The sequence below is a fragment of the Candidatus Sungiibacteriota bacterium genome, assembly GCA_016432465.1.
In the GTDB taxonomy this organism is placed as follows: domain Bacteria; phylum Patescibacteriota; class Minisyncoccia; order Sungbacterales; family HO2-52-23.
The window spans coordinates 580959-598029 of record CP066690.1; the positions used below are offsets into that span (position 1 = coordinate 580959).

Here is a 17071-nt window from a genome sequence, read left to right on the forward strand (position 1 = left end):
TACAATACTTTTCTTTGCAAAGCAAATAGGTTAAAGTAAAAGCCAAACCACAGAGGAGGAAACGTCGTGTCCGTGAAAGAGCGAAACCCCCTTTATGATGCCGCACGGAGGGGACCGCCAGTAGCAATAGCTCTTTTCATTTTACTACTATTTGTAATCGCACTGGCCTCAATTGGGTTTCAGTATTATAAGTATTGGCCTCGCCACGGAACCTCCTACTACGTTCATCCTGTCGGCATACCCATTTATAATATGAGCAATGTTAAGATTAGTTGGGAAGAATGGACCAGCATGGTTAAAACCGTAGATAAGTCTTTGGAAACTCTTAAATCGTGTCTTGGGGTCGCAGATATGCTGGACGAAGACAAACTTCTTAGCGTTTCTATTATAGTACTGCCCCCGGAGACCATAACCCATTTTAAAGAAGCAGTAGAAGGATTTATCGGCCTAAAGTATATTTTTATTCGTCGGGATCTTTTTGACGAGTCTCGTTTGGTCCACGAATGGCTGCATGCTTATTTTTTCCTGGCCTATCGCTGGAGAAGCAATTTATTTCATCAGAGTCCTTTATTTAAAAAGTGTGGTCAATAATATATGTCCCGCCTTGACGGGGCATTTGATTTCTTGCGTTAAAAAGCGTAAGGTCAGATAAGATCGTTACCACTTTTTAGTGAGGCGAATCTCATGGCAGGAAAGAAGGGGTATGCCTATTATCGTAGTCTTGAAGAGGATCCCTCTTTGCACGAAAGGCATCGGGAAGTCATCAGGGTGGTTAATCTGTTATTAAACGGCTTGAGGGCGGTGATTGTAGGAAGGGAACTAGAGCGTGTTGCCACTTCTGTGGTGGTTGGTCTTTTTTCAGTCAGCGACTCCAAACCGGCGATGACTCACGTTAAACTTCGGCAGGAAGGGGATGAGCTTGTAAAAGAAACAGTTTTCTCCGAAGGTATCGTAGTTTCCGGAAATATCCTTTTGACTGGTCCTCCGGGTGGCGGTAAAACTTATCTGGCAGAGACTCTGGCTTCGTTAAGCGGTCTCTCCCTTGCTTTTGTGCAGATGACACCAGACCTTACGCCGCAGGACCTTATTGTTACTGATGTGCTGGAGGGAGATAAGGTATTCACGTACTATGGCCCTGTTTTCAGACACATACTTCTGGCTGATGAAATTAACCGCGCTACCCCCAAAACCCAGTCGGCTTTAATTCAGCGTATGTCAAGCGGCGCAGTAACTTTCAACAAGGATGGTAAAAATATTACCAAAGTACTTCCTACACCCTGTTTTACCATAGCTAGCCGGAACCCCATTGAACAGGAAGGGACCTATCCTTTGCCCGAAGCACAGCTTGATCGATTTCTTTATCACGTTTACTTTTCTCTTCCTTCGCGTCAAACCCTGGAGGATGTTGCCCGCTTTGTTCCGGGACAGCGCGATATGGCCCTGCAGCCAGTGACAGAGGAGGACGACATTTTAAAATCCAGAGATTTTATTGCGCGAGAAATAGAAGTTCCGGAGAAAATGATAAAGTATATGGCGCGGCTTATAGAAGCAACCTACAGTCCGTTGGATCATGGACTTTTTCCGGAGTTAAAGGAGAAGTTGGCCGGAGAGCCGTTGCTGTCACTTCCCCCGAACTCCAGAGCCATTTTGCATCTTCGCAACTCTTCGCAGACCCTGGCTTGTATTGCCGGAGAACGCGTGGTCGGGCCGTATAACATCAAGAAGCGTTTTTACGAAGCCGTAAACCATCGTTTTGTAATTAACCCCCGGGTGCGGGGACTGCTCATGGAGTATGGCGGGCCAGAGCGCTTTTTAAGGATTTTGATAAAAGGTGATCCGGATAAGCGCCAGCACGGTCTTTTGGATGTTATACCCATTGAGGAGTAAGAGGAACCATGAACGGTTTTTGCCGTGAGATGTTTTTGCGCTCACTGCAGGAATTTGAGTTAAGCGAACCAGCCTTTCGCGTCTGGACCCTTACTTTTGGTGAACACCGCAGCAAGCAAATTGGAGAAGGAATAGAATTTAAAGAGTACCGACCCTACGAGCCCGGACACGATGTACGCGCAATTGATATTGCAGCCACCTTAAGAACCGGTAAGACTCTGATGCGGATTAATTTAACCGAAGAAAAAGTTCGTTATGTTATAGTTTTTGATGATTCTCCGTCTCTTAATTATTATGGAATGCGCGAGGCGGCTCTGCTGGCTCTTGGATGCTATGCCCTCTCGGCCGTAAAAGAACGTGATCCGTTGCGCTTGGCCGTGGTAAACGGCGATAAACAAAAAATTTTTTCCGAGCCGCTTTACACCGCAGAAGAAGTAATACCTTTTCTTTTACGCCTCTGGGATGAACCCGGCAGAATTTCAGGACAAGCAACTTCCCTGACAAGATTTTCCGGGGAAGTCATGCGTCTGCCGCAGCTTGTCAACACCCGCGTTTTATTTGTTTCAGATTTTCTTTTCTCCGACGCCGGAGTCAAGTTTACGCGCAGGGGCGAGGCGCACCTTGAGGGCTATGGAGCGTTAAAACAGTTTACGGCCAGTGTTATTTCTTCGGGTGAGTCAACCGATCTTGCGTTTCTTGGAGTTGCCCCCTGTTGGAAAGAGTTTTTGGACCTGCGCGGGTTTGTGCCATTTACAGATTCGGAGGACCAAAGCAGGGGTCTGGTGCGGTTTACCAGAAAAAATACTAAGAAGTTTACGGATCGCGGCCGGAAGTTGGAAGAGCTCTGGAAAAGGACCGCGCTTGCGCTTAACATACCCATGGTCTGGATTCACGCCGGTGGTCCAGATGTGATTTTAAACGAACTGGCAAGACTATATACACCATAAATTTACTCCGCCACGAGGTGGAGTATTTTTGTTAAAGCGTGTGTATACTTGACAATATGGTGCTTTCTGTGCTAAGATGCTAACAGTTCCATCGTCGCTTCACAAGGAGAAGCAATGCCGCCTGAAAAAGAGCTTGTTTGCGGAGAGTTTGATAGAGTTGAATATCTTGAAAATCATACCATCTTTTATTTCAAAGAGGGTCAAACTTTTGTTTTTAAGGGTCTTATAAGTTCGTCGTACGTACGGGGAGAGATTTTGTCGGTGGTTGGTAATCCAGATAATCCTAGAATAGTATCTAATGGAATGGGCTGTATGATCTTCGGTGGAGGTTGTATATAGTGGCACGGTATATCTAGCCTGTGTTCTCGTTCTTCTTTTCCAGCATAGCCATCAAGATAGGATGGCTATTTTTTATTCTTACGCCCCATGACCCATGACACTTTTGCTTTTTCAATAACCAACCGCAGGGATTTTCCCCCGGCCTCCGTAGCTTTATGCGAAGGAGGCTTTATTTTAAGCCGTTTTTCAATCTGTGAATACTTCGAATTGGTCATTTTATAGAAAATGTCATGGTGATTCAAAAACTTGACAAATGCTATACTTTCATGCTATACTTTAGGCAGTATTCCAGTTAGTACAACCTTAACAGGAGGTGGGCCATGGCCAGCGAGATGACGGAGCACGGAGAGGTGTTCAAGTGCGAATCGGGGAACTTCGTGGGGTTCGGCGGATCCTCATCGCTTGCCAAGATTCTCTTGGCCGCAGAGAAGGAATTTCCTGGCGTACTCCCTGAAAACCTGGAAGTCTACTGCACTGATGACCGCGACCTCTACCTCGCTCCCAAGAGCAAGTCCAAGTGACTTGCTCTTCTTTTTTATTCCTCTACGCCCCATGACATCTCTTATACTTATTCCAGTGACAAAAATACCCTGCGGATTTGTCGCATTGATTTTTATGTTCAAGTATTGTACTATAAATTAGGTTGTCTTACCGAAGTGTGGCTTATGCGTAAATCCGTTCTGGTCTGGAGTATGGCAACTGTAATACTGATTGTGTTTCAGGCGTCGGCCCACGAAGATCACGTCTCTCCACTACCGAAAAGAGCCAACGAAACACTTAGCTGCACCGGGGGAGTCGCATTTGTTCCGGATACTGCCCGCGGCGAGGGAACAATCTTAGTGATCATCACAAATCGCGCTGACTACCGTCTTCGTTTGATGGGATCGGGAATCTTTAAAGAATCTCCATCCCTTGATCCGCGTCACTGCTTAAAGCGCTTTATACATTTCGGTAAGCATAGGATTGCCCTTTCTGCTTTCCGACTTAAAACCTACCCCTGGTTTAAATCGCTTGAGGAATGGTTTGACGTTGGCGGAGGGTTGGTTAGTCTCGCCACGCCTAATGTAGCGCAGGCAGTCGTATATGCCGAGATCACGAACGAAGATATAGTTCTTTATTCCGTTGGTGAGCATCTGCGGAAAAACTGGTTCAAATATTTCAGCATTGCAAGCCTGTATTTACTTACGCTTCTCACGTTAGCCGGATTACTCGTAGTGACCCGGATCGTACTCAAACTTAAAGGATAGACCAATTTTACCCCGTGATTCTTCACGTGGTATTTTAATAAGGTTCGTTTACCAAGACGGCATCAAAAAAGAACGGAAAACCCGTTCTTTTTTGATGGAAAAAACACTGATTGACAAGAGTACAAGATCAGGCTATACCATAGAGTAAGAACGTTGACATAAGAAAGGCAAGTCATGCAGCATATCAGAAGTCCGGTTCGGATGCTGGTTTTGCTTTTTTTGCTTCTTCTTGTCCCCGGTATTGGTTTTGGTCAGGATGGTTCTGATTATGGCATGGCGGCCCCGTCCCCACCAACCCCGCCGTCCTACTACACGCCGGCTGACTTTTACTATCTTGATAAAGAAGGCCGCCGGGTAACATTGGAAGTTCACCCCGGTGCGGTTATGCTTTGGTTTCCGGATGGGAAAAGTGAATCTGATATTACAAAATCTCTCTCCGAGATCGCTAACATGTTTCCACAAACGCAGATTGGGGTAGAGAAAATTCTTTTGCCGTTGGGGGTAAAGGAACTCAAGCGGATTTTTTTCAGTCGCACAGTATATGTTCTGCAGTTTTCGTCTCCGGTAAACATTATTTCGGCGTTGAATCTTCTTGCGACCCGGCAGGAGTTGATAGACGTTGCCCCTATAGTTTATCACGAGGATAGCTGGACTTTTCCGTCAGGTGTGTGGGCGCGTACTAAACCTCTGGCCAAGAAACAACTGGATGCTTTGCTAGTGCAAATTAGTGCTTTTGGTTACTCATCGCTACGTGCTACTAGGCCCGTTGATTCCGGTTGGCCAAACCGTCTTGAATACTTTAGCCGCGCTTTTTACTTCAAGGGAGAACCAATAAATCCCCTGCGTTTTAGCCGGTTGCTGGCCGAAGATATTAAGATTCTTTGGTCCGTGCCTGATTTTACTCCGCTTGTTCCGTGGATACGGATACGCTGCGAGGTTACGCGGCCCTCCGGAACCATTAACGACCCCTTTGTTTTTGGATGCGGAATTAAGTTTGATCCCAAGCGCATCAAGATAGATGTAGATCAGTTGAAGAAACTTAGCGGTATAAATCTTAAACCCGAATCAGTGCTGCCGGGTCTTTTCCGTACCGAGGCACCAGTAGTTATTGAAAGTCCGGGCGAAATAACCCTGAAAATTTCTTTCCGCGTATATCAGCCCAGCGAAAAACGTGTAGGAAATTTAAGCATCACTACTTTTGACTTGGGAAGTTTGCCCATTTACTACGCCATGGTGGGCGCGCCCCCCAACCTTCCTCCGCAGATAATCAACACCACCATGCTGCCTATTAGGATCTCGGCGTTGGTTCCGCGCGATAACGACGGTAATCCAACGGTGACCGATATTCTTGGTTGGAAGCGGATACCGGTAAGTGAGGCATTGTTACCCATCAAGCCGGAAAAATCAGTTTATTCCCAAACCGATCTGCGTTACTGGGCCTCACTTTTTAAGGAGTATAGTCCCAAGGCCTCTTTGAGGATGCGTCAAGCGGGCGGCGGAATCGTGATTTTGGTAGTTACGATGGTGCTCGCCACCGTGTCGCTAAAAACGATCAAGGCTAGTTTGCGGCGCAGGAAATATCCTTATCAACGGTTTCGTAGGGAGCTTGCAAGGATCCGTTCGGTATCTTATATCTGTTCATTAACCATTGAGGAACAGCATAAGGTGTTACTGTTGGCTAAATCTGTCCTGCGTTCACTCCTGAATCAGCCCCAAGGGAAAACCGATTCGGAACTGTTGCAGGAAAGTCCGGAGCCTGTTCGGGAACTGGTTGATAAAATCTTGTCTATACTCAACAACAGACACGAGGGGCAGGTTCTTCTTTCAGAAGAAATAGAGGAGATGGCGGGCCTCTTTAGAAAACTTCTCTGGGACATGCGGGTGGTTAGACTTTGGGGTAAATTATCTAAAATGGTCCGGAAGGGGGTCTGACATGTTTTCTGGCCTTGAGCTCTTTTTCTCCCGTTACTTTGAGACACCAGAGGTTCTTTTACTGATTCTTTTGTTGGTTTTATCACTGATAGTTAGCAGAAGGTCCAGAGTCAGCGTAAGTTCCCGGACACTTTTTCAGCTATTACCGCGCTCGTGTTTTACACGAGCTCTGTTTTTGCTAGGACCGCTGTTTTTGTTTCTGGGCACCTCCTCGGGTATTGTGGCTTTGGCCAAACCCCGCAGTGCTATAGTTGAGCGGATAAATCGTGAGGTCAGCGGGCAGATCGCTATTCTTATTGACGACATCTCCGGCAGTATGGGCATGCAGGCAAAAAGCGGAAAGTCTCGACTAGAAGTTCTCAAGGTTGCCAACGAAATTTTCCTGAACGAATTCTGTCGGGAAAAGATTAAAGGAGAAGGACTTGGTCTGAACATGGCGGGGCTTGTAGTTTTTGACTCTGATGCCCAAGTTTTAGTTAGACCTACCACTGATTGTAATTTGGTAAGAAGGGCGGTGCGGTCTTTAAAAGATACAACATCTACATCCGTTGAACAGGGCCTTTGGGCCGGGCTTAAACTTCTTTTGATTTTTGCTGATAAGGAACGAATCATACCCCTGACAGAGCTTACAGAAATTCAGACCTCGCTCAAAGAGCGGGCGGTTCGCATACCGCAGCGCCGCCAAGAGTTTTGTGAAAAAAATCAAGGTCTTTCCCTACTACTTTTTACTGATGGCGATTTCGCGATAGCCGGAAGCAGGCAAGCCTTATTACAGGAGCGCGAGACCACACGCGGAGGATACTTTAAAATAAATCCCTTCCACGTTCTTGACCTGGCCAAGGCTCTCTGTATAAAAACTTATTTTTGGAGCATGAATGAGATTTGGCCGGCTTTTGAGGAGGCGTTTTCCAACCCTCCCGGCACCGGAGAAGCAATGCTGGTCTCGGATCTTGACGAACGTACTCTGGGAGATTTGTACCGCAGAGTTGCAGAAAAGGAACGTGGAGGGTTTGTTATTCAGGAAGTAACGACTTATAATCCCCTAAGAAGATATTTTATAGCAGGTGCGCTGGTGGGTATACTTTGCGGGGCATTTCTTACGGGTCTGGGTCGGCTCCTTGTTCATAGCGGGAGGGCAAGAAAATGAAAAAAGTCCTGATTCTTTCTTTTCTTCTGCTTCTTGGTTTGGGACTATGGCTGGCCGGAAATCAGGTTGACGAGTGGGACGCCAAAAATAAACTGCAGCAGGAAAGGGCGGAAACTGCTTTTCAGGATCGGCTGCTGCAGCTTCGCGCCTTTCCGGATAAAGTGAAAAAGATTGATCAGTTTTTGGGTCGGGGGAAACTGAAGGAGGCGCAAAAAGAAACAGCGGAATTATTAAAAAACGCGCCGGTTGAGTTTGTCAGTTCCTTGAAATATCGCGAGGCTGAAATCAATTACCGTCTTTGCGAACAAAGGCTGATTAACTTTATCTTTTTTGTTTCCAGTCATACCGCCGAGAATCCCACTCAAGAGCAGGCAGCCGAGGAACGGGATAGGGCTCTTTCCTATTGCGACAAGGCGTTGGAAATTATAAAAAGTCTTAAACCCCAAACTAAAGAAGAGGAACTTTACTATCAATATGGACGCGGAAATTTGGAAGTGAGGCGTGCGGCTTTAGCGGCTTCCCAAGAAGAATTTACCGAAACCCTAAAAAGAGCCATGGAAGCCTATGTGCAGGCGTTGGTAGCCAAGGATGATTACCAAACCAAGTTTAACCTTGAACTTTTAATTTGGCAGTTTGAAAAATCAGGCGGAGGCGGATCTAATAATCAAACGCCGGCAGATTTACTGAAGCTGAAGCCAGTGCCGGGCGCGGGTCCGGGGAGACTTGGTAAAAGCAAACTATAACCTTACAGGGCAGCATTGCCCTGTTTTAATTTTTATGTTATAAATTCGGCAGACAACCATAAAGAGGCCAAGATGCAGCTTTTGGCTTCGTTCTTTGATACCATTGGTCCTACCCTGGCACGTATGGCCGGCGTAGATAAAATTTTATTTCACTTTCCGCAGGCTTGGTGGATGATCGGTGCTGTCCCCTTATTAGTACTTTGGTTTTTGCGGGCTCTGTATTTGCGAAGACGCGGCGCCTCCATATTGGGGGTCAGATCCGGGTTTGTTCGCCACGCCCCAAAGTACATTTTTCTGATAACAGCCATAGTTGGTCTTGTTGCCGCGTTTTCCGATCCTTACGGGATAAGTACTGTCCCGCGGCCGGTATACAAAGGCGAGGCGCTTGACTTTGTTTTTGATCTTTCGCCAAGTCAAAAGGCCACTGACGTATCTCCTAACCGTCTGGAAGCGGTGAAAATAAAAGTGGTTGGCGCCATAGACCTGCTAAGTAAAGAAGGCACGTGGATTATGTGCATAGGGTATTTTACCATGAGCTTTAACCGCTGGCGCAGCTGCGGGCCGGATCTGGCAGGAGTAAAATTTGATATCGCGCAGCTTGATACTTATTTTAGTTATGAAGAGGGAACCGACCTTATGGCTGCTTTCCCCACTGATTATAAAGAACTTCGCAAAGAAGGTTTAAGTCCGGGGACTCGTATTACACTTTTTATTTTTACTGACGGCGGAAAAGAAATGTGGTATGAGGCGGGTGGGGTGGTTAGGGTGCTTGAACCGGACTGGAACGAGGCCGAATTTAAAAAAAAGATAGCCGAATTTACCAAAGAGGGAATACGAGTTATTCCTGTGGGCATAGGCGGCGAGAAACCAGTTCCGGTGTATATTACTGACAACAAGGGGGTTAGCCGTCCTGCTACAAGACCCACGGGTGAAATAGTTTATACTATGCTGGACGAGGAGATTTTGCGAAAGATCGCAGAGTGGAGCGGTGCGCCGGGTAGATATTTTATTTTGCGCGAAGGCACCTCACTAGAGCGCTGGATTACGGATACCACTCTTTTGAGCCGGGAGGTTGACCACTACGTTAACGATAAAAAGGAAAAGGAACTTTGGCAGTATCCTTTGGTTGTCGGGATAATTTCAGGAGCATTAGCGCTGGGGGCATTAGGTTTTTTCCCGCGTATTTTTGAAATTTTAAGATTCAAATAATTCCCGCATATTTTGTTGCGGGGTTTTTTGTTACTTGATAACGATAAAATTACCCTTATACTGGTATTATTGAACCTTGACAGGGGTAGTTATGAAAATGTTGCTTTTGATTGGTATACTTTTGGCCGCCTTTTTGGGTGTTTCCCCAGAACCGCTTAATTCAGCCGAAGACGAGAGTAGTGACTTATCCGGCGCGAAACACGCTGTTGCTATCATAAAATATGCCGTCCAGCTTTCTGCTGTGGCTCAAAGCAGCGCCCAGGCGCCTTATTGTGTAGGCAGTAAAGAAGACAACGTACCTTCAGAAGTCGTAGCAAGTTGCGAGAATAGTTTTGTTACGATTTGGGTTGAAAATAAAAAAGTTGACGGTGTGGAGTATAGTGTTGGAAGCGGCGGATTTATTACTTCACGGCACATTCTTACCACCGATCACCTCTTGCTTCCATACCCAGCCATGATTCGCGACGCCAAAATTGTGGTTTATCACGGCAGTAGAGCATTAAAGGCTAAAGTCTTGGTTCATAGCTACGTATATCGCCTTGCTATTTTGACGCTGGTTGATTCAGATTATGATGCGATCCCGGTAACGATTTCCAGCGAGCCGACAATCAAGGGCTCAGAGGTATATATTGTAGGTAGCAGCCCTCTTGCTCAGCGCTATCAAAGGCCCGGAATTTTTTCCCTTGAACCGTCTATCTTAAAAAGAGTGGTGAACATGAGTGTTCCGTCTATGCTTAAAAAAGAGATTAATGGAAGTGTGACCTACTTGCCGGGGTACATGGCATTGATTGGAGGTGCAGAGTTTGGTTTTTCCGGCGGTCCGGGCTTGGATGAGAATGGCAGACTGCAGAGTATAACAGAAGCTCTTAGCACCAACAATAGATTCACCTTTGTTATAGGCGGCACCGCTGTCCTTGATTTTATAGAAGACGTTGCTCGTGAGTTAAGGAGTTCCGATACTGACAGTGAAGACGCCGCGTTTCTTGAAGACGCGCTGCTGAGTGCCTTGGAGCAAGGAAGATAAGGCGGACCAATGTCCGCTATTTTTATTTTTTGTTTCCACAATTAGTTATGGAAACAAAAAATAACCCCTCACCAATTTTGCCTATGTATAGATGTCATATATCTTTATTGGGTATGTGTATGAAAACACTTCACGAAGCGCGTGGCCGAATAGGCCAACCCTCAAGGGACGAAGCGCTTCGCCGCCTGCCCTCCCGCAAAATTGGTGATGGGGTATTCCACTAGACTTGACAGTCTTGGCGGCAGTGCTATACTGGAGATAACCTATAGAAAGAAAAGGGCAAGGGTGAAAACCCCCAGTCTATTCCTAGTAGGGATGGATTTTGGGTGTCGCTCTTGCTTTTTTTGTTCCTTGAAAAAGGAGAAAAAGATGAAACTAGGACGGGCAGGGCCAAGAGGTTTTGTCATATCGGTATTTATGCTTTTCATGCTCTCCGGATGCGCTACCATTTCTTTGCCGCGTGATAACGAGCCTATGGGGTATGACTACACTAACGTCCTGATAAATCGTAGTAATTTTTCTCTTGAGCGCATGGCCGATTCCATAATTTCTTTGAGGACAGTGGCGGAGTTTAAAAAGGGAAACGGCGAGATCGTAAAACGGGAGAGTTTTGGATCGGGGATTGCTGTTTTGGATAAGTATATCATTACTTTGCATCATGTTGCCTTTATCAAGGCCTTAGAGTACAACACGCCGTTTGGTGTATTAACTGAACCAGCCGAGAAGGTTTCAGAAAACTTGGTCTTAATAATTAATGGAAAGGAGTGGCCGTTGCAAAGGGCAATAATTTCCGAGAAAGAAGACGTCGCAATCTTTCTCTTGCCGCACGGAGTCAGTGTGCCGCAGTTTCCGCAACGGATTGGAAATAGTGATGACTTACGGATGGGCAACTTTATTTACCTCATAGGAAATCCAATGAACGGTGGTATAAATGTGCGTGAAGGTATCGTGTCGGGTTTAAAACCCCCTGAAGCTTTGAAAGATGTGGCGCAACTTGAGAATATTTTTATGGTTTCTAACGGTCTTAATCCGGGGGACTCGGGCACGCCAATTATCGCTCTGCGTGATGGCAGCCCCGAGATTGTTGGCCTTGCACAGGGTACGGTTATGAATTCTCAGCGTATCGGATGGGCCATAAAGATTAATGTAATTAAAAAACTGATCAGAGAGTACGAAAATAAAAAATAAGTTTCAGTTCGGTACGGCCGCGTGAGCGGCCGATTTTTCTTGCTCAACTGACTCGGCAAGCATCTGGCAGTAAAGATTAAGGCCAACTTTATTAATGGCGCCCGACTGTTCACGTCCAAGAATATTGCCAGCCCCCCTGATCTCTAAATCCTTTAAAGCGATCTCATAACCAGCTCCAAGTTCGGAATATTCTTTTAGCGCCTCCAGCCGCTCGGCCGCTTTTTCAGTCCCTAGGCTTTCAGCCGGGATCCCGGCCCCGTTGGGCTTAGGGGTAAGGTGACGCGCCCGGTAAAGAAAATAGGCATAGGCTTTAGTGTCGCTCCTGCCTATTCTGCCCCGCAGCTGGTGCGCTTCGGCAAGGCCGAGGCGCGTGGCGTCATCCACTATAAGAGTGTTGGCTGAAGAGATATCCAGACCGTTTTCAATGATGGTTGTTGCGAGTAAAATAAGGATTTCTTTGTTTCTAAATTTATCCATCACACGCATAATTTCTTTTTCTTTCAGACGGCCGTGTACAACCCCGATTAGGGCGTCATTCTTACCTTTAAAGGCGATGCCCCGACGACAACTTGATGACAGAAGCCGTTTCAGTCTATCTCTGACCACGTTGATCGTTTCTATTCTATTATGAAGAAAATACACCTGTCCTCCGCGGCCCAGTTCAAATTCAATTGCTCTTTTGATTGGGTTTTTAGAGTAAGGGAGGACAAACGTTTCAACCGGCAGACGCTCGGGCGGCGGTGTTGCAATTAGCGAAAGATCGCGGAGTTTAGCCAGTGCGAGAGAGAGCGTCCGTGGGATGGGAGTTGCGGAAAGCGATAATATATCTACTTCGGCGCGAAGTTCTTTGAAGCGTTCTTTTTGTTTTACACCAAAGCGCTGCTCCTCGTCTATAATTACCAGCCCCAAATTTTTAAATACCGTGTCTTTGGAAAGAATTCGGTGGGTACCTATAACACAATCAACCCGCCCCTCTTTAACTTCCTGCAAAATTTTTTTCTCGTCACAGCTTGGCGTTATTCTGGATAGCATTTCACACTCAACAGCCAGATCTTTAAACCGTTCACAGAAAGTTTTTTTGTGCTGTGCTGCCAACACAGTGGTAGGCGCAAGAAGCGCCACCTGTTTGCCGGAGCAGACTACGCGCAGTGCTGCGCGCAGCGCAAGTTCTGTTTTTCCAAAACCAACATCTCCGCACAAAATTCTGTCCATGGGCCGTGATTTTTCAAGGTCATGCAGAATTTCTCCCTCTGCTTTTAGTTGATCTTCTGTTTCTTGATAGGGAAAGGTGTATTTTAGTTCTTTTTCAAGCAGCGGATCGCCATAATAAGGGGGTCGCTCGGCGTGTTGGCGCGTGGTGTAGAGCTTCAAAAGTTCCTGTGCAAGTTTTTGGGCGTCCTCCCGGGCCTTGCGTTTGGTGGTCTCCCACAGCGTTCCACCCAGACGGTGTATGCGGGGTGTTTCAAAACCAACGTAAGGCGAAAGGCGGTTTTTTTGATCCACGGATACCAGCAAACGGTCTGGTGCAGACCTCATAGAAGGAGGGGCGTACTCTATTACAAAAAATTTTTCAGCGCCTTCCTCTTGGATTCCTTGAAAAATTCCAATGCCGTGGTCAACATGCACCACAAAGTTTCCCGGCAGTAATTTTTCTAGGGATCTTGAAGCTGAAAACCTCGGTTTAATTTTTTCTTGCGATTCTTCCCGCTCCTTGAGGGCGGTGATGCAGTTTCCGTGAAATTCCACGAGATATGGTTTGTTGGTATTGACCGGCCAAATTTCAATAACACCTCCGCGCACCGCAAATAAACCTCTGCCTGCCACCGAGGCGCTGCGCTCGTACCCAAAATTAGCCACTTGTCTTATAAATTCTCCCGGACGGAGTACAAGATCTTTCTCTAAAATTACAGCATTTTCACGCCACCACGGATTTATCAGGCGCGCTTTTTTTATGGCCGCGAAGTTTTCTTCAAACCACAAAGCGCCCCGTTCCAAATTCAGGGGGGTAAGGGAAACGATCAAAAGTTCTTCAGCGTTCTTTTCGGTGCGGTCGTTTGACATTTTGTATATAAAAATAATACTCTAATTCCAGAGATCTTTTCAAGGGACCAAAGGGTGGACACCAAAAAGCCGGGTAAGGAAATTTATATTTCGATTGATGTGGAAACCGCCGGCAGAATTCCGCCTGATTTTAGTATGTTGTCGCTTGGAGCCTGCGTGGTTTACGAAACCTCAAAAATTTTTATAGAGAGCTTGCGCCGTTGAATAATAATTACGTGCCCGAGGCTTTGGCTGTCTGCGGCCTTGATTTTGCAAAATTAAAAGCAACAGGGCAGGATCCTTGTTGGGCAATGTTCGCTGCCATTGAGCAGGCCCAGCTTTTTGCCGCTCTGCTGGAGTTTCAGAAAAAAATCCGCGCCAAAGATTGAATCGTTGACAAAGTCCACCAGTAATCTTATACTGCCTTTACACCCTAAAGAAGGGTAAGGAGGACAGGCCAAGTGAAAAAATGGGCAGGTGTGGCATTCTTAACTTTGATAATTGCTCTTTTCGCAGCTGGCGCGTATGCGTCTGGCCCACCACTACCGGATTATGAGAATTGGCCGAGCGCAAATATGGTCGTAGTCGCCGAAGATCCGGTAGTCATAGGCATTTTCTATTATGATAGTTTTGATAAAGCTTTACTGAAAAATCTTATTTTTGAGGTTCAGGCAGAAAAAGACGATCAACCCTTCGTCATTGGGTGGCTTGAGATTCTTGAGAAAGACGGAAAGGGAGAACCAACCGTTGGTGTTATACGACAATACTGGTTGAGGGATGGGGACTATGTTCTTGAAGAAGAAAGGTTTGTCAGTTGGTAATAAGATAAGTCCGCTCACCAGAGCGGATTTTATAATTTTAAGCACCTAATTTGTTAGTGGTTATAATTATTCATGGCCTGCTCCGGCCCTCTTGTCAGAGCCTCTTCCAAAGCGCTGGCCGTCTTTTTTATAATTTTTCTGACCAGCCGCACCTCCTCCGGCGCCCATTTTTTTAAAACCAGTTTTTCCGCCGGGATATCGCGTCTAGCCGCAATGCCGATTCTAAAACGCCAAAAATCGCGGGTTTTGAGAACGCGCATCACGGATTCTACACCTTTATGTCCGGCCGAATGTTTTCCGAAAGAAAGTTTGGCATGTCCCAGAGGCAAATCCGCATCGTCATGCACCACGAAAATCTGTTTTGTTTTTACTTTAAAAAGTCTGGCGGCCGGCCCAACTGCGTTTCCGGACTTATTCATAAAAGTTTCAGGAAGCAGCAGGACCGCTTTTTTATTTTTGGAGACAAGCGCCTTAAATTTTTTGTTTAATTCAAAATCAGCCAGACCCGCCTTTTTCTGCCAGTCCGCTACAATTTCGCGTCCAACATTATGGCGCGTGTTTTTAAATTGTTCTCCCGGGTTTCCGAGACCAACAATAAGAATCATGTGCTTGCCAAACGCTTAAAAATAACTATAATATATGTATGACCGAAACACAAGAAAACCCTAACAACCGTTGGGGACGTGAAATTTTGGAAATTATTAAGGTGCTCGTGATTTCGCTTGCGATTGTCCTACCCATCCGTTACTACATTGCCCAGCCCTTTATTGTGCGCGGCGCCTCCATGGAGCCGAATTTCCACGACAAGGAATATCTGATAGTTGACGAAGTGTCCTATCTTCTGCAAGAACCAAAACGCGGAGAAGCCATAGTATTTCGTTATCCTCTGGGCCCAAGACAGTTTTTCATTAAAAGAATCATCGGTCTTCCCGGAGAAGGGGTAGATATTAAAAACGGCAGGGTAAGGGTTATAAATAATGCTTACCCCGAGGGATTTGTGCTGGAGGAACCGTATCTGACACCACCGGGTCGGGCGACGCGGCCTGATTTGCGTATAAAACTTGCCCAAGGGGAGTATTTTGTTATGGGAGACAACCGCGACTTCAGTTCTGACTCCCGAGTGTGGGGAACTCTAAACAAAAAATTTATTGTGGGGCGTGCCCTCTTCCGCGCCCTGCCCGTTACGAGTCTTGGGTTTGTTGCTAACTACGCGGTTGATTACTAAAGATATTTAAATATGCCCAAAACAAAACTGGTTCTAAAAGAATTAATAGCCAACCTTGATAGCGTTCCGCAGTATGAACAGTTTCTGGAAAAGTTGCGCAAGTCTCTCCGGTCCTTGGCTGAATTTTACGGATTTGAGCCCATGGCCACTGCCCCGTTTGAGGATGTGCGGGTTTTTTATCCTCTGATGAAGGCCGGTTTTTTTGAGGAACGTATCCCGGTAATTTGTAAAATGCGTACCGGATCGGAGGTTTTACTGCGCCCCTCCGGGGCGTTGGGCGCTGTCCGCGCCTATACCACCCATAAACTATCAGAACTACCCAGTCCTTTAAAAGTTAGTTTTTCCGGTGATAGTTTTTTTCAAGCACAGAAGCGTGACGAAAAAATAACCAGTTTAAAGGAGTGCGGATTAGTTATGATTGGCGAGGAGGGACCCGTAGCCGAGGCCGAAATAATACAAGTAATTTGGAAATCTTTGGGGGGTATAGGTATGGACATGAAAAATCTTCAGGTCCGGCTTAATGCCACGGGTTGTCAGATCTGCCGGCCCTATTTCCGCTCTGCCTTTGGGACATACTTTCGGAGCCGGGCCCAGCGTCTTTGTAAAAACTGTAAGCGTTTTTTCAAAAGAACGCCAACCAAAATTCTTGTTTGTGAAGACGAGAAATGCAAAATAGTTTCGCGCAGCGCTCCGCCGGTACTTGATTTTCTGTGTGCTTTGTGCAAAAAACACCTGAAGGGGCTTCTGGAGTTCTTGGATGAAGTTAGTGTTCCATATTTCCTTGACCCCAAGTTATTTAGGGAGGGATCGTGGTTTAACTCTTTTATTTTTGAGGTGGTGGCGGTTAAAGACCTGAACGAATTAAATAAAAACGGAGGTGATGCGGGGTGGGTGTTGGCTGAAGGGGGGCTGCTGTCGCGTGCAGCCGAAGCACTTTCTGGTAAAAAACTTGATGTCGCAGCAGGAGTCATTAGTCTTGAGGCTGTTTACGGGTTACTTTCTGCCGAATCCGGTCTGGTTGGCATAGAAAAGCCAAAAGTTTTTCTTGCGCACTTGGGAGAGCTTGCTAAACGACGGGGTCTGTTTCTGCTTGAGGGATTGCGGGCCGGAGGTATTGAGGTTCGCGAGTCGCTGGGACGAGACGCCATAAAATCACAACTGAAAGTTGCTGAACGTCTGGAGGCAGAGATTGCTTTAATTCTTGGACAAAAGGAAGCTTTAGACAACACTATTATTGTGCGTGAGGTTGCTTCTGGGGCCCAGGAGACAATCCCACAAGAGAAACTTGTAGAGTTTTTGAAAAAGAAGTTAAAGAAGTGAAC

Annotated in this window: 19 protein-coding genes; 17 read left to right on the forward strand and 2 right to left on the reverse strand. The window is 46.3% G+C overall.

From position 1 onward, the window contains the following. Positions 1–66 precede the first annotated feature (66 nt). The 12 genes from HYW89_03145 to HYW89_03200 all read left to right on the forward strand — a co-directional run bounded on the left by HYW89_03145 (position 67) and on the right by HYW89_03200 (position 11663). A complete protein-coding gene (locus HYW89_03145) occupies positions 67–591 on the forward strand; it encodes a hypothetical protein (protein QQG44975.1) in 525 nt (174 codons plus the stop codon). A 93-nt stretch (positions 592–684) separates the two neighbouring features. Next, positions 685–1887: an AAA family ATPase gene (locus HYW89_03150; protein QQG44976.1), complete on the forward strand. Its 1203-nt coding sequence runs from the start codon at positions 685–687 to the stop codon at positions 1885–1887. A gap of 8 nt (positions 1888–1895) precedes the next feature. After that, the gene (locus tag HYW89_03155; protein QQG44977.1) at positions 1896–2834 is read left to right on the forward strand and encodes a DUF58 domain-containing protein; all 939 of its coding nucleotides are present in this window, start codon (positions 1896–1898) and stop codon (positions 2832–2834) included. A gap of 114 nt (positions 2835–2948) precedes the next feature. Next, entirely contained in the window at positions 2949–3173 is a 225-nt protein-coding gene (locus HYW89_03160; GenBank protein QQG44978.1) for a hypothetical protein, read from the forward strand. A gap of 320 nt (positions 3174–3493) precedes the next feature. Continuing rightward, complete coding sequence (locus tag HYW89_03165) at positions 3494–3694, forward strand: hypothetical protein (protein QQG44979.1); 201 nt, start codon at positions 3494–3496, stop codon at positions 3692–3694. 144 nt (positions 3695–3838) lie between these two features. After that, positions 3839–4420, forward strand: a complete 582-nt coding sequence (locus HYW89_03170; protein ID QQG44980.1) for a hypothetical protein — start codon at positions 3839–3841, stop codon at positions 4418–4420. A 174-nt stretch (positions 4421–4594) separates the two neighbouring features. After that, positions 4595–6352 carry a hypothetical protein gene (locus HYW89_03175; GenBank protein QQG44981.1) on the forward strand — a complete coding sequence of 586 codons (1758 nt, stop codon included), beginning with the start codon at positions 4595–4597 and terminating at the stop codon, positions 6350–6352. A gap of 1 nt (position 6353) precedes the next feature. After that, complete coding sequence (locus HYW89_03180) at positions 6354–7499, forward strand: VWA domain-containing protein (protein ID QQG44982.1); 1146 nt, start codon at positions 6354–6356, stop codon at positions 7497–7499. After that, on the forward strand, positions 7496–8242 hold the full coding sequence (locus tag HYW89_03185; GenBank protein QQG44983.1) for a hypothetical protein: 747 nt from the start codon (positions 7496–7498) through the stop codon (positions 8240–8242). The genes HYW89_03180 and HYW89_03185 overlap by 4 nt, the downstream gene beginning before the upstream one ends. 72 nt (positions 8243–8314) lie before the next feature. Then, positions 8315–9451 carry a hypothetical protein gene (locus tag HYW89_03190; GenBank protein ID QQG44984.1) on the forward strand — a complete coding sequence of 379 codons (1137 nt, stop codon included), beginning with the start codon at positions 8315–8317 and terminating at the stop codon, positions 9449–9451. 91 nt (positions 9452–9542) lie between these two features. Next, complete coding sequence (locus HYW89_03195; protein ID QQG44985.1) at positions 9543–10475, forward strand: trypsin-like peptidase domain-containing protein; 933 nt, start codon at positions 9543–9545, stop codon at positions 10473–10475. Between the two features lie 369 nt (positions 10476–10844). Continuing rightward, positions 10845–11663 carry a serine protease gene (locus HYW89_03200; protein ID QQG44986.1) on the forward strand — a complete coding sequence of 273 codons (819 nt, stop codon included), beginning with the start codon at positions 10845–10847 and terminating at the stop codon, positions 11661–11663. A 3-nt stretch (positions 11664–11666) separates the two neighbouring features. On the opposite strand, the gene HYW89_03205 is transcribed toward HYW89_03200, so the two are convergent. Continuing rightward, entirely contained in the window at positions 11667–13724 is a 2058-nt protein-coding gene (locus HYW89_03205) for a DEAD/DEAH box helicase (protein QQG44987.1), read from the reverse strand. 54 nt (positions 13725–13778) lie between these two features. On the opposite strand from HYW89_03205, the gene HYW89_03210 reads away from it, so the two are divergent. The 3 genes from HYW89_03210 to HYW89_03220 all read left to right on the forward strand — a co-directional run bounded on the left by HYW89_03210 (position 13779) and on the right by HYW89_03220 (position 14524). Continuing rightward, positions 13779–13928 carry a hypothetical protein gene (locus HYW89_03210; protein QQG44988.1) on the forward strand — a complete coding sequence of 50 codons (150 nt, stop codon included), beginning with the start codon at positions 13779–13781 and terminating at the stop codon, positions 13926–13928. An 11-nt stretch (positions 13929–13939) separates the two neighbouring features. Beyond that, entirely contained in the window at positions 13940–14092 is a 153-nt protein-coding gene (locus tag HYW89_03215) for a hypothetical protein (protein ID QQG44989.1), read from the forward strand. 90 nt (positions 14093–14182) lie between these two features. Next, on the forward strand, positions 14183–14524 hold the full coding sequence (locus HYW89_03220) for a hypothetical protein (protein QQG44990.1): 342 nt from the start codon (positions 14183–14185) through the stop codon (positions 14522–14524). 53 nt (positions 14525–14577) lie between these two features. Here the strand turns inward: HYW89_03220 and HYW89_03225 are convergent, their stop codons facing one another. Next, positions 14578–15129 (reverse strand): aminoacyl-tRNA hydrolase, encoded by a 552-nt coding sequence (locus tag HYW89_03225; GenBank protein QQG44991.1) that lies wholly within the window; start codon positions 15127–15129, stop codon positions 14578–14580. Positions 15130–15167: 38 nt separating this feature from the next. Here HYW89_03225 and lepB point away from each other — a divergent pair, with 38 nt between their 5' ends. Then, positions 15168–15749 carry a signal peptidase I gene (gene lepB / locus HYW89_03230; GenBank protein QQG44992.1) on the forward strand — a complete coding sequence of 194 codons (582 nt, stop codon included), beginning with the start codon at positions 15168–15170 and terminating at the stop codon, positions 15747–15749. Between the two features lie 12 nt (positions 15750–15761). Beyond that, complete coding sequence (locus HYW89_03235) at positions 15762–17069, forward strand: ATP phosphoribosyltransferase regulatory subunit (GenBank protein QQG44993.1); 1308 nt, start codon at positions 15762–15764, stop codon at positions 17067–17069. Positions 17070–17071 lie beyond the last annotated feature (2 nt).

Excerpts from the sequence above, each read along its gene's own strand:
- HYW89_03150 (QQG44976.1), top strand. The coding sequence starts at position 685 with ATGGCAGGAAAGAAGGGGTATGCCTATTATCGTAGTCTTGAAGAGGAT.
- HYW89_03155 (QQG44977.1), top strand. The coding sequence starts at position 1,896 with ATGAACGGTTTTTGCCGTGAGATGTTTTTGCGCTCACTGCAGGAATTT.
- HYW89_03160 (QQG44978.1), top strand. The coding sequence starts at position 2,949 with ATGCCGCCTGAAAAAGAGCTTGTTTGCGGAGAGTTTGATAGAGTTGAA.
- HYW89_03165 (QQG44979.1), top strand. The coding sequence starts at position 3,494 with ATGGCCAGCGAGATGACGGAGCACGGAGAGGTGTTCAAGTGCGAATCG.
- HYW89_03170 (QQG44980.1), top strand. The coding sequence starts at position 3,839 with ATGCGTAAATCCGTTCTGGTCTGGAGTATGGCAACTGTAATACTGATT.
- HYW89_03175 (QQG44981.1), top strand. The coding sequence starts at position 4,595 with ATGCAGCATATCAGAAGTCCGGTTCGGATGCTGGTTTTGCTTTTTTTG.
- HYW89_03180 (QQG44982.1), top strand. The coding sequence starts at position 6,354 with ATGTTTTCTGGCCTTGAGCTCTTTTTCTCCCGTTACTTTGAGACACCA.
- HYW89_03185 (QQG44983.1), top strand. The coding sequence starts at position 7,496 with ATGAAAAAAGTCCTGATTCTTTCTTTTCTTCTGCTTCTTGGTTTGGGA.
- HYW89_03190 (QQG44984.1), top strand. The coding sequence starts at position 8,315 with ATGCAGCTTTTGGCTTCGTTCTTTGATACCATTGGTCCTACCCTGGCA.
- HYW89_03195 (QQG44985.1), top strand. The coding sequence starts at position 9,543 with ATGAAAATGTTGCTTTTGATTGGTATACTTTTGGCCGCCTTTTTGGGT.
- HYW89_03200 (QQG44986.1), top strand. The coding sequence starts at position 10,845 with ATGAAACTAGGACGGGCAGGGCCAAGAGGTTTTGTCATATCGGTATTT.
- HYW89_03205 (QQG44987.1), bottom strand. The coding sequence starts at position 13,724 with ATGTCAAACGACCGCACCGAAAAGAACGCTGAAGAACTTTTGATCGTT.
- HYW89_03225 (QQG44991.1), bottom strand. The coding sequence starts at position 15,129 with ATGATTCTTATTGTTGGTCTCGGAAACCCGGGAGAACAATTTAAAAAC.
- lepB (QQG44992.1), top strand. The coding sequence starts at position 15,168 with ATGACCGAAACACAAGAAAACCCTAACAACCGTTGGGGACGTGAAATT.
- HYW89_03235 (QQG44993.1), top strand. The coding sequence starts at position 15,762 with ATGCCCAAAACAAAACTGGTTCTAAAAGAATTAATAGCCAACCTTGAT.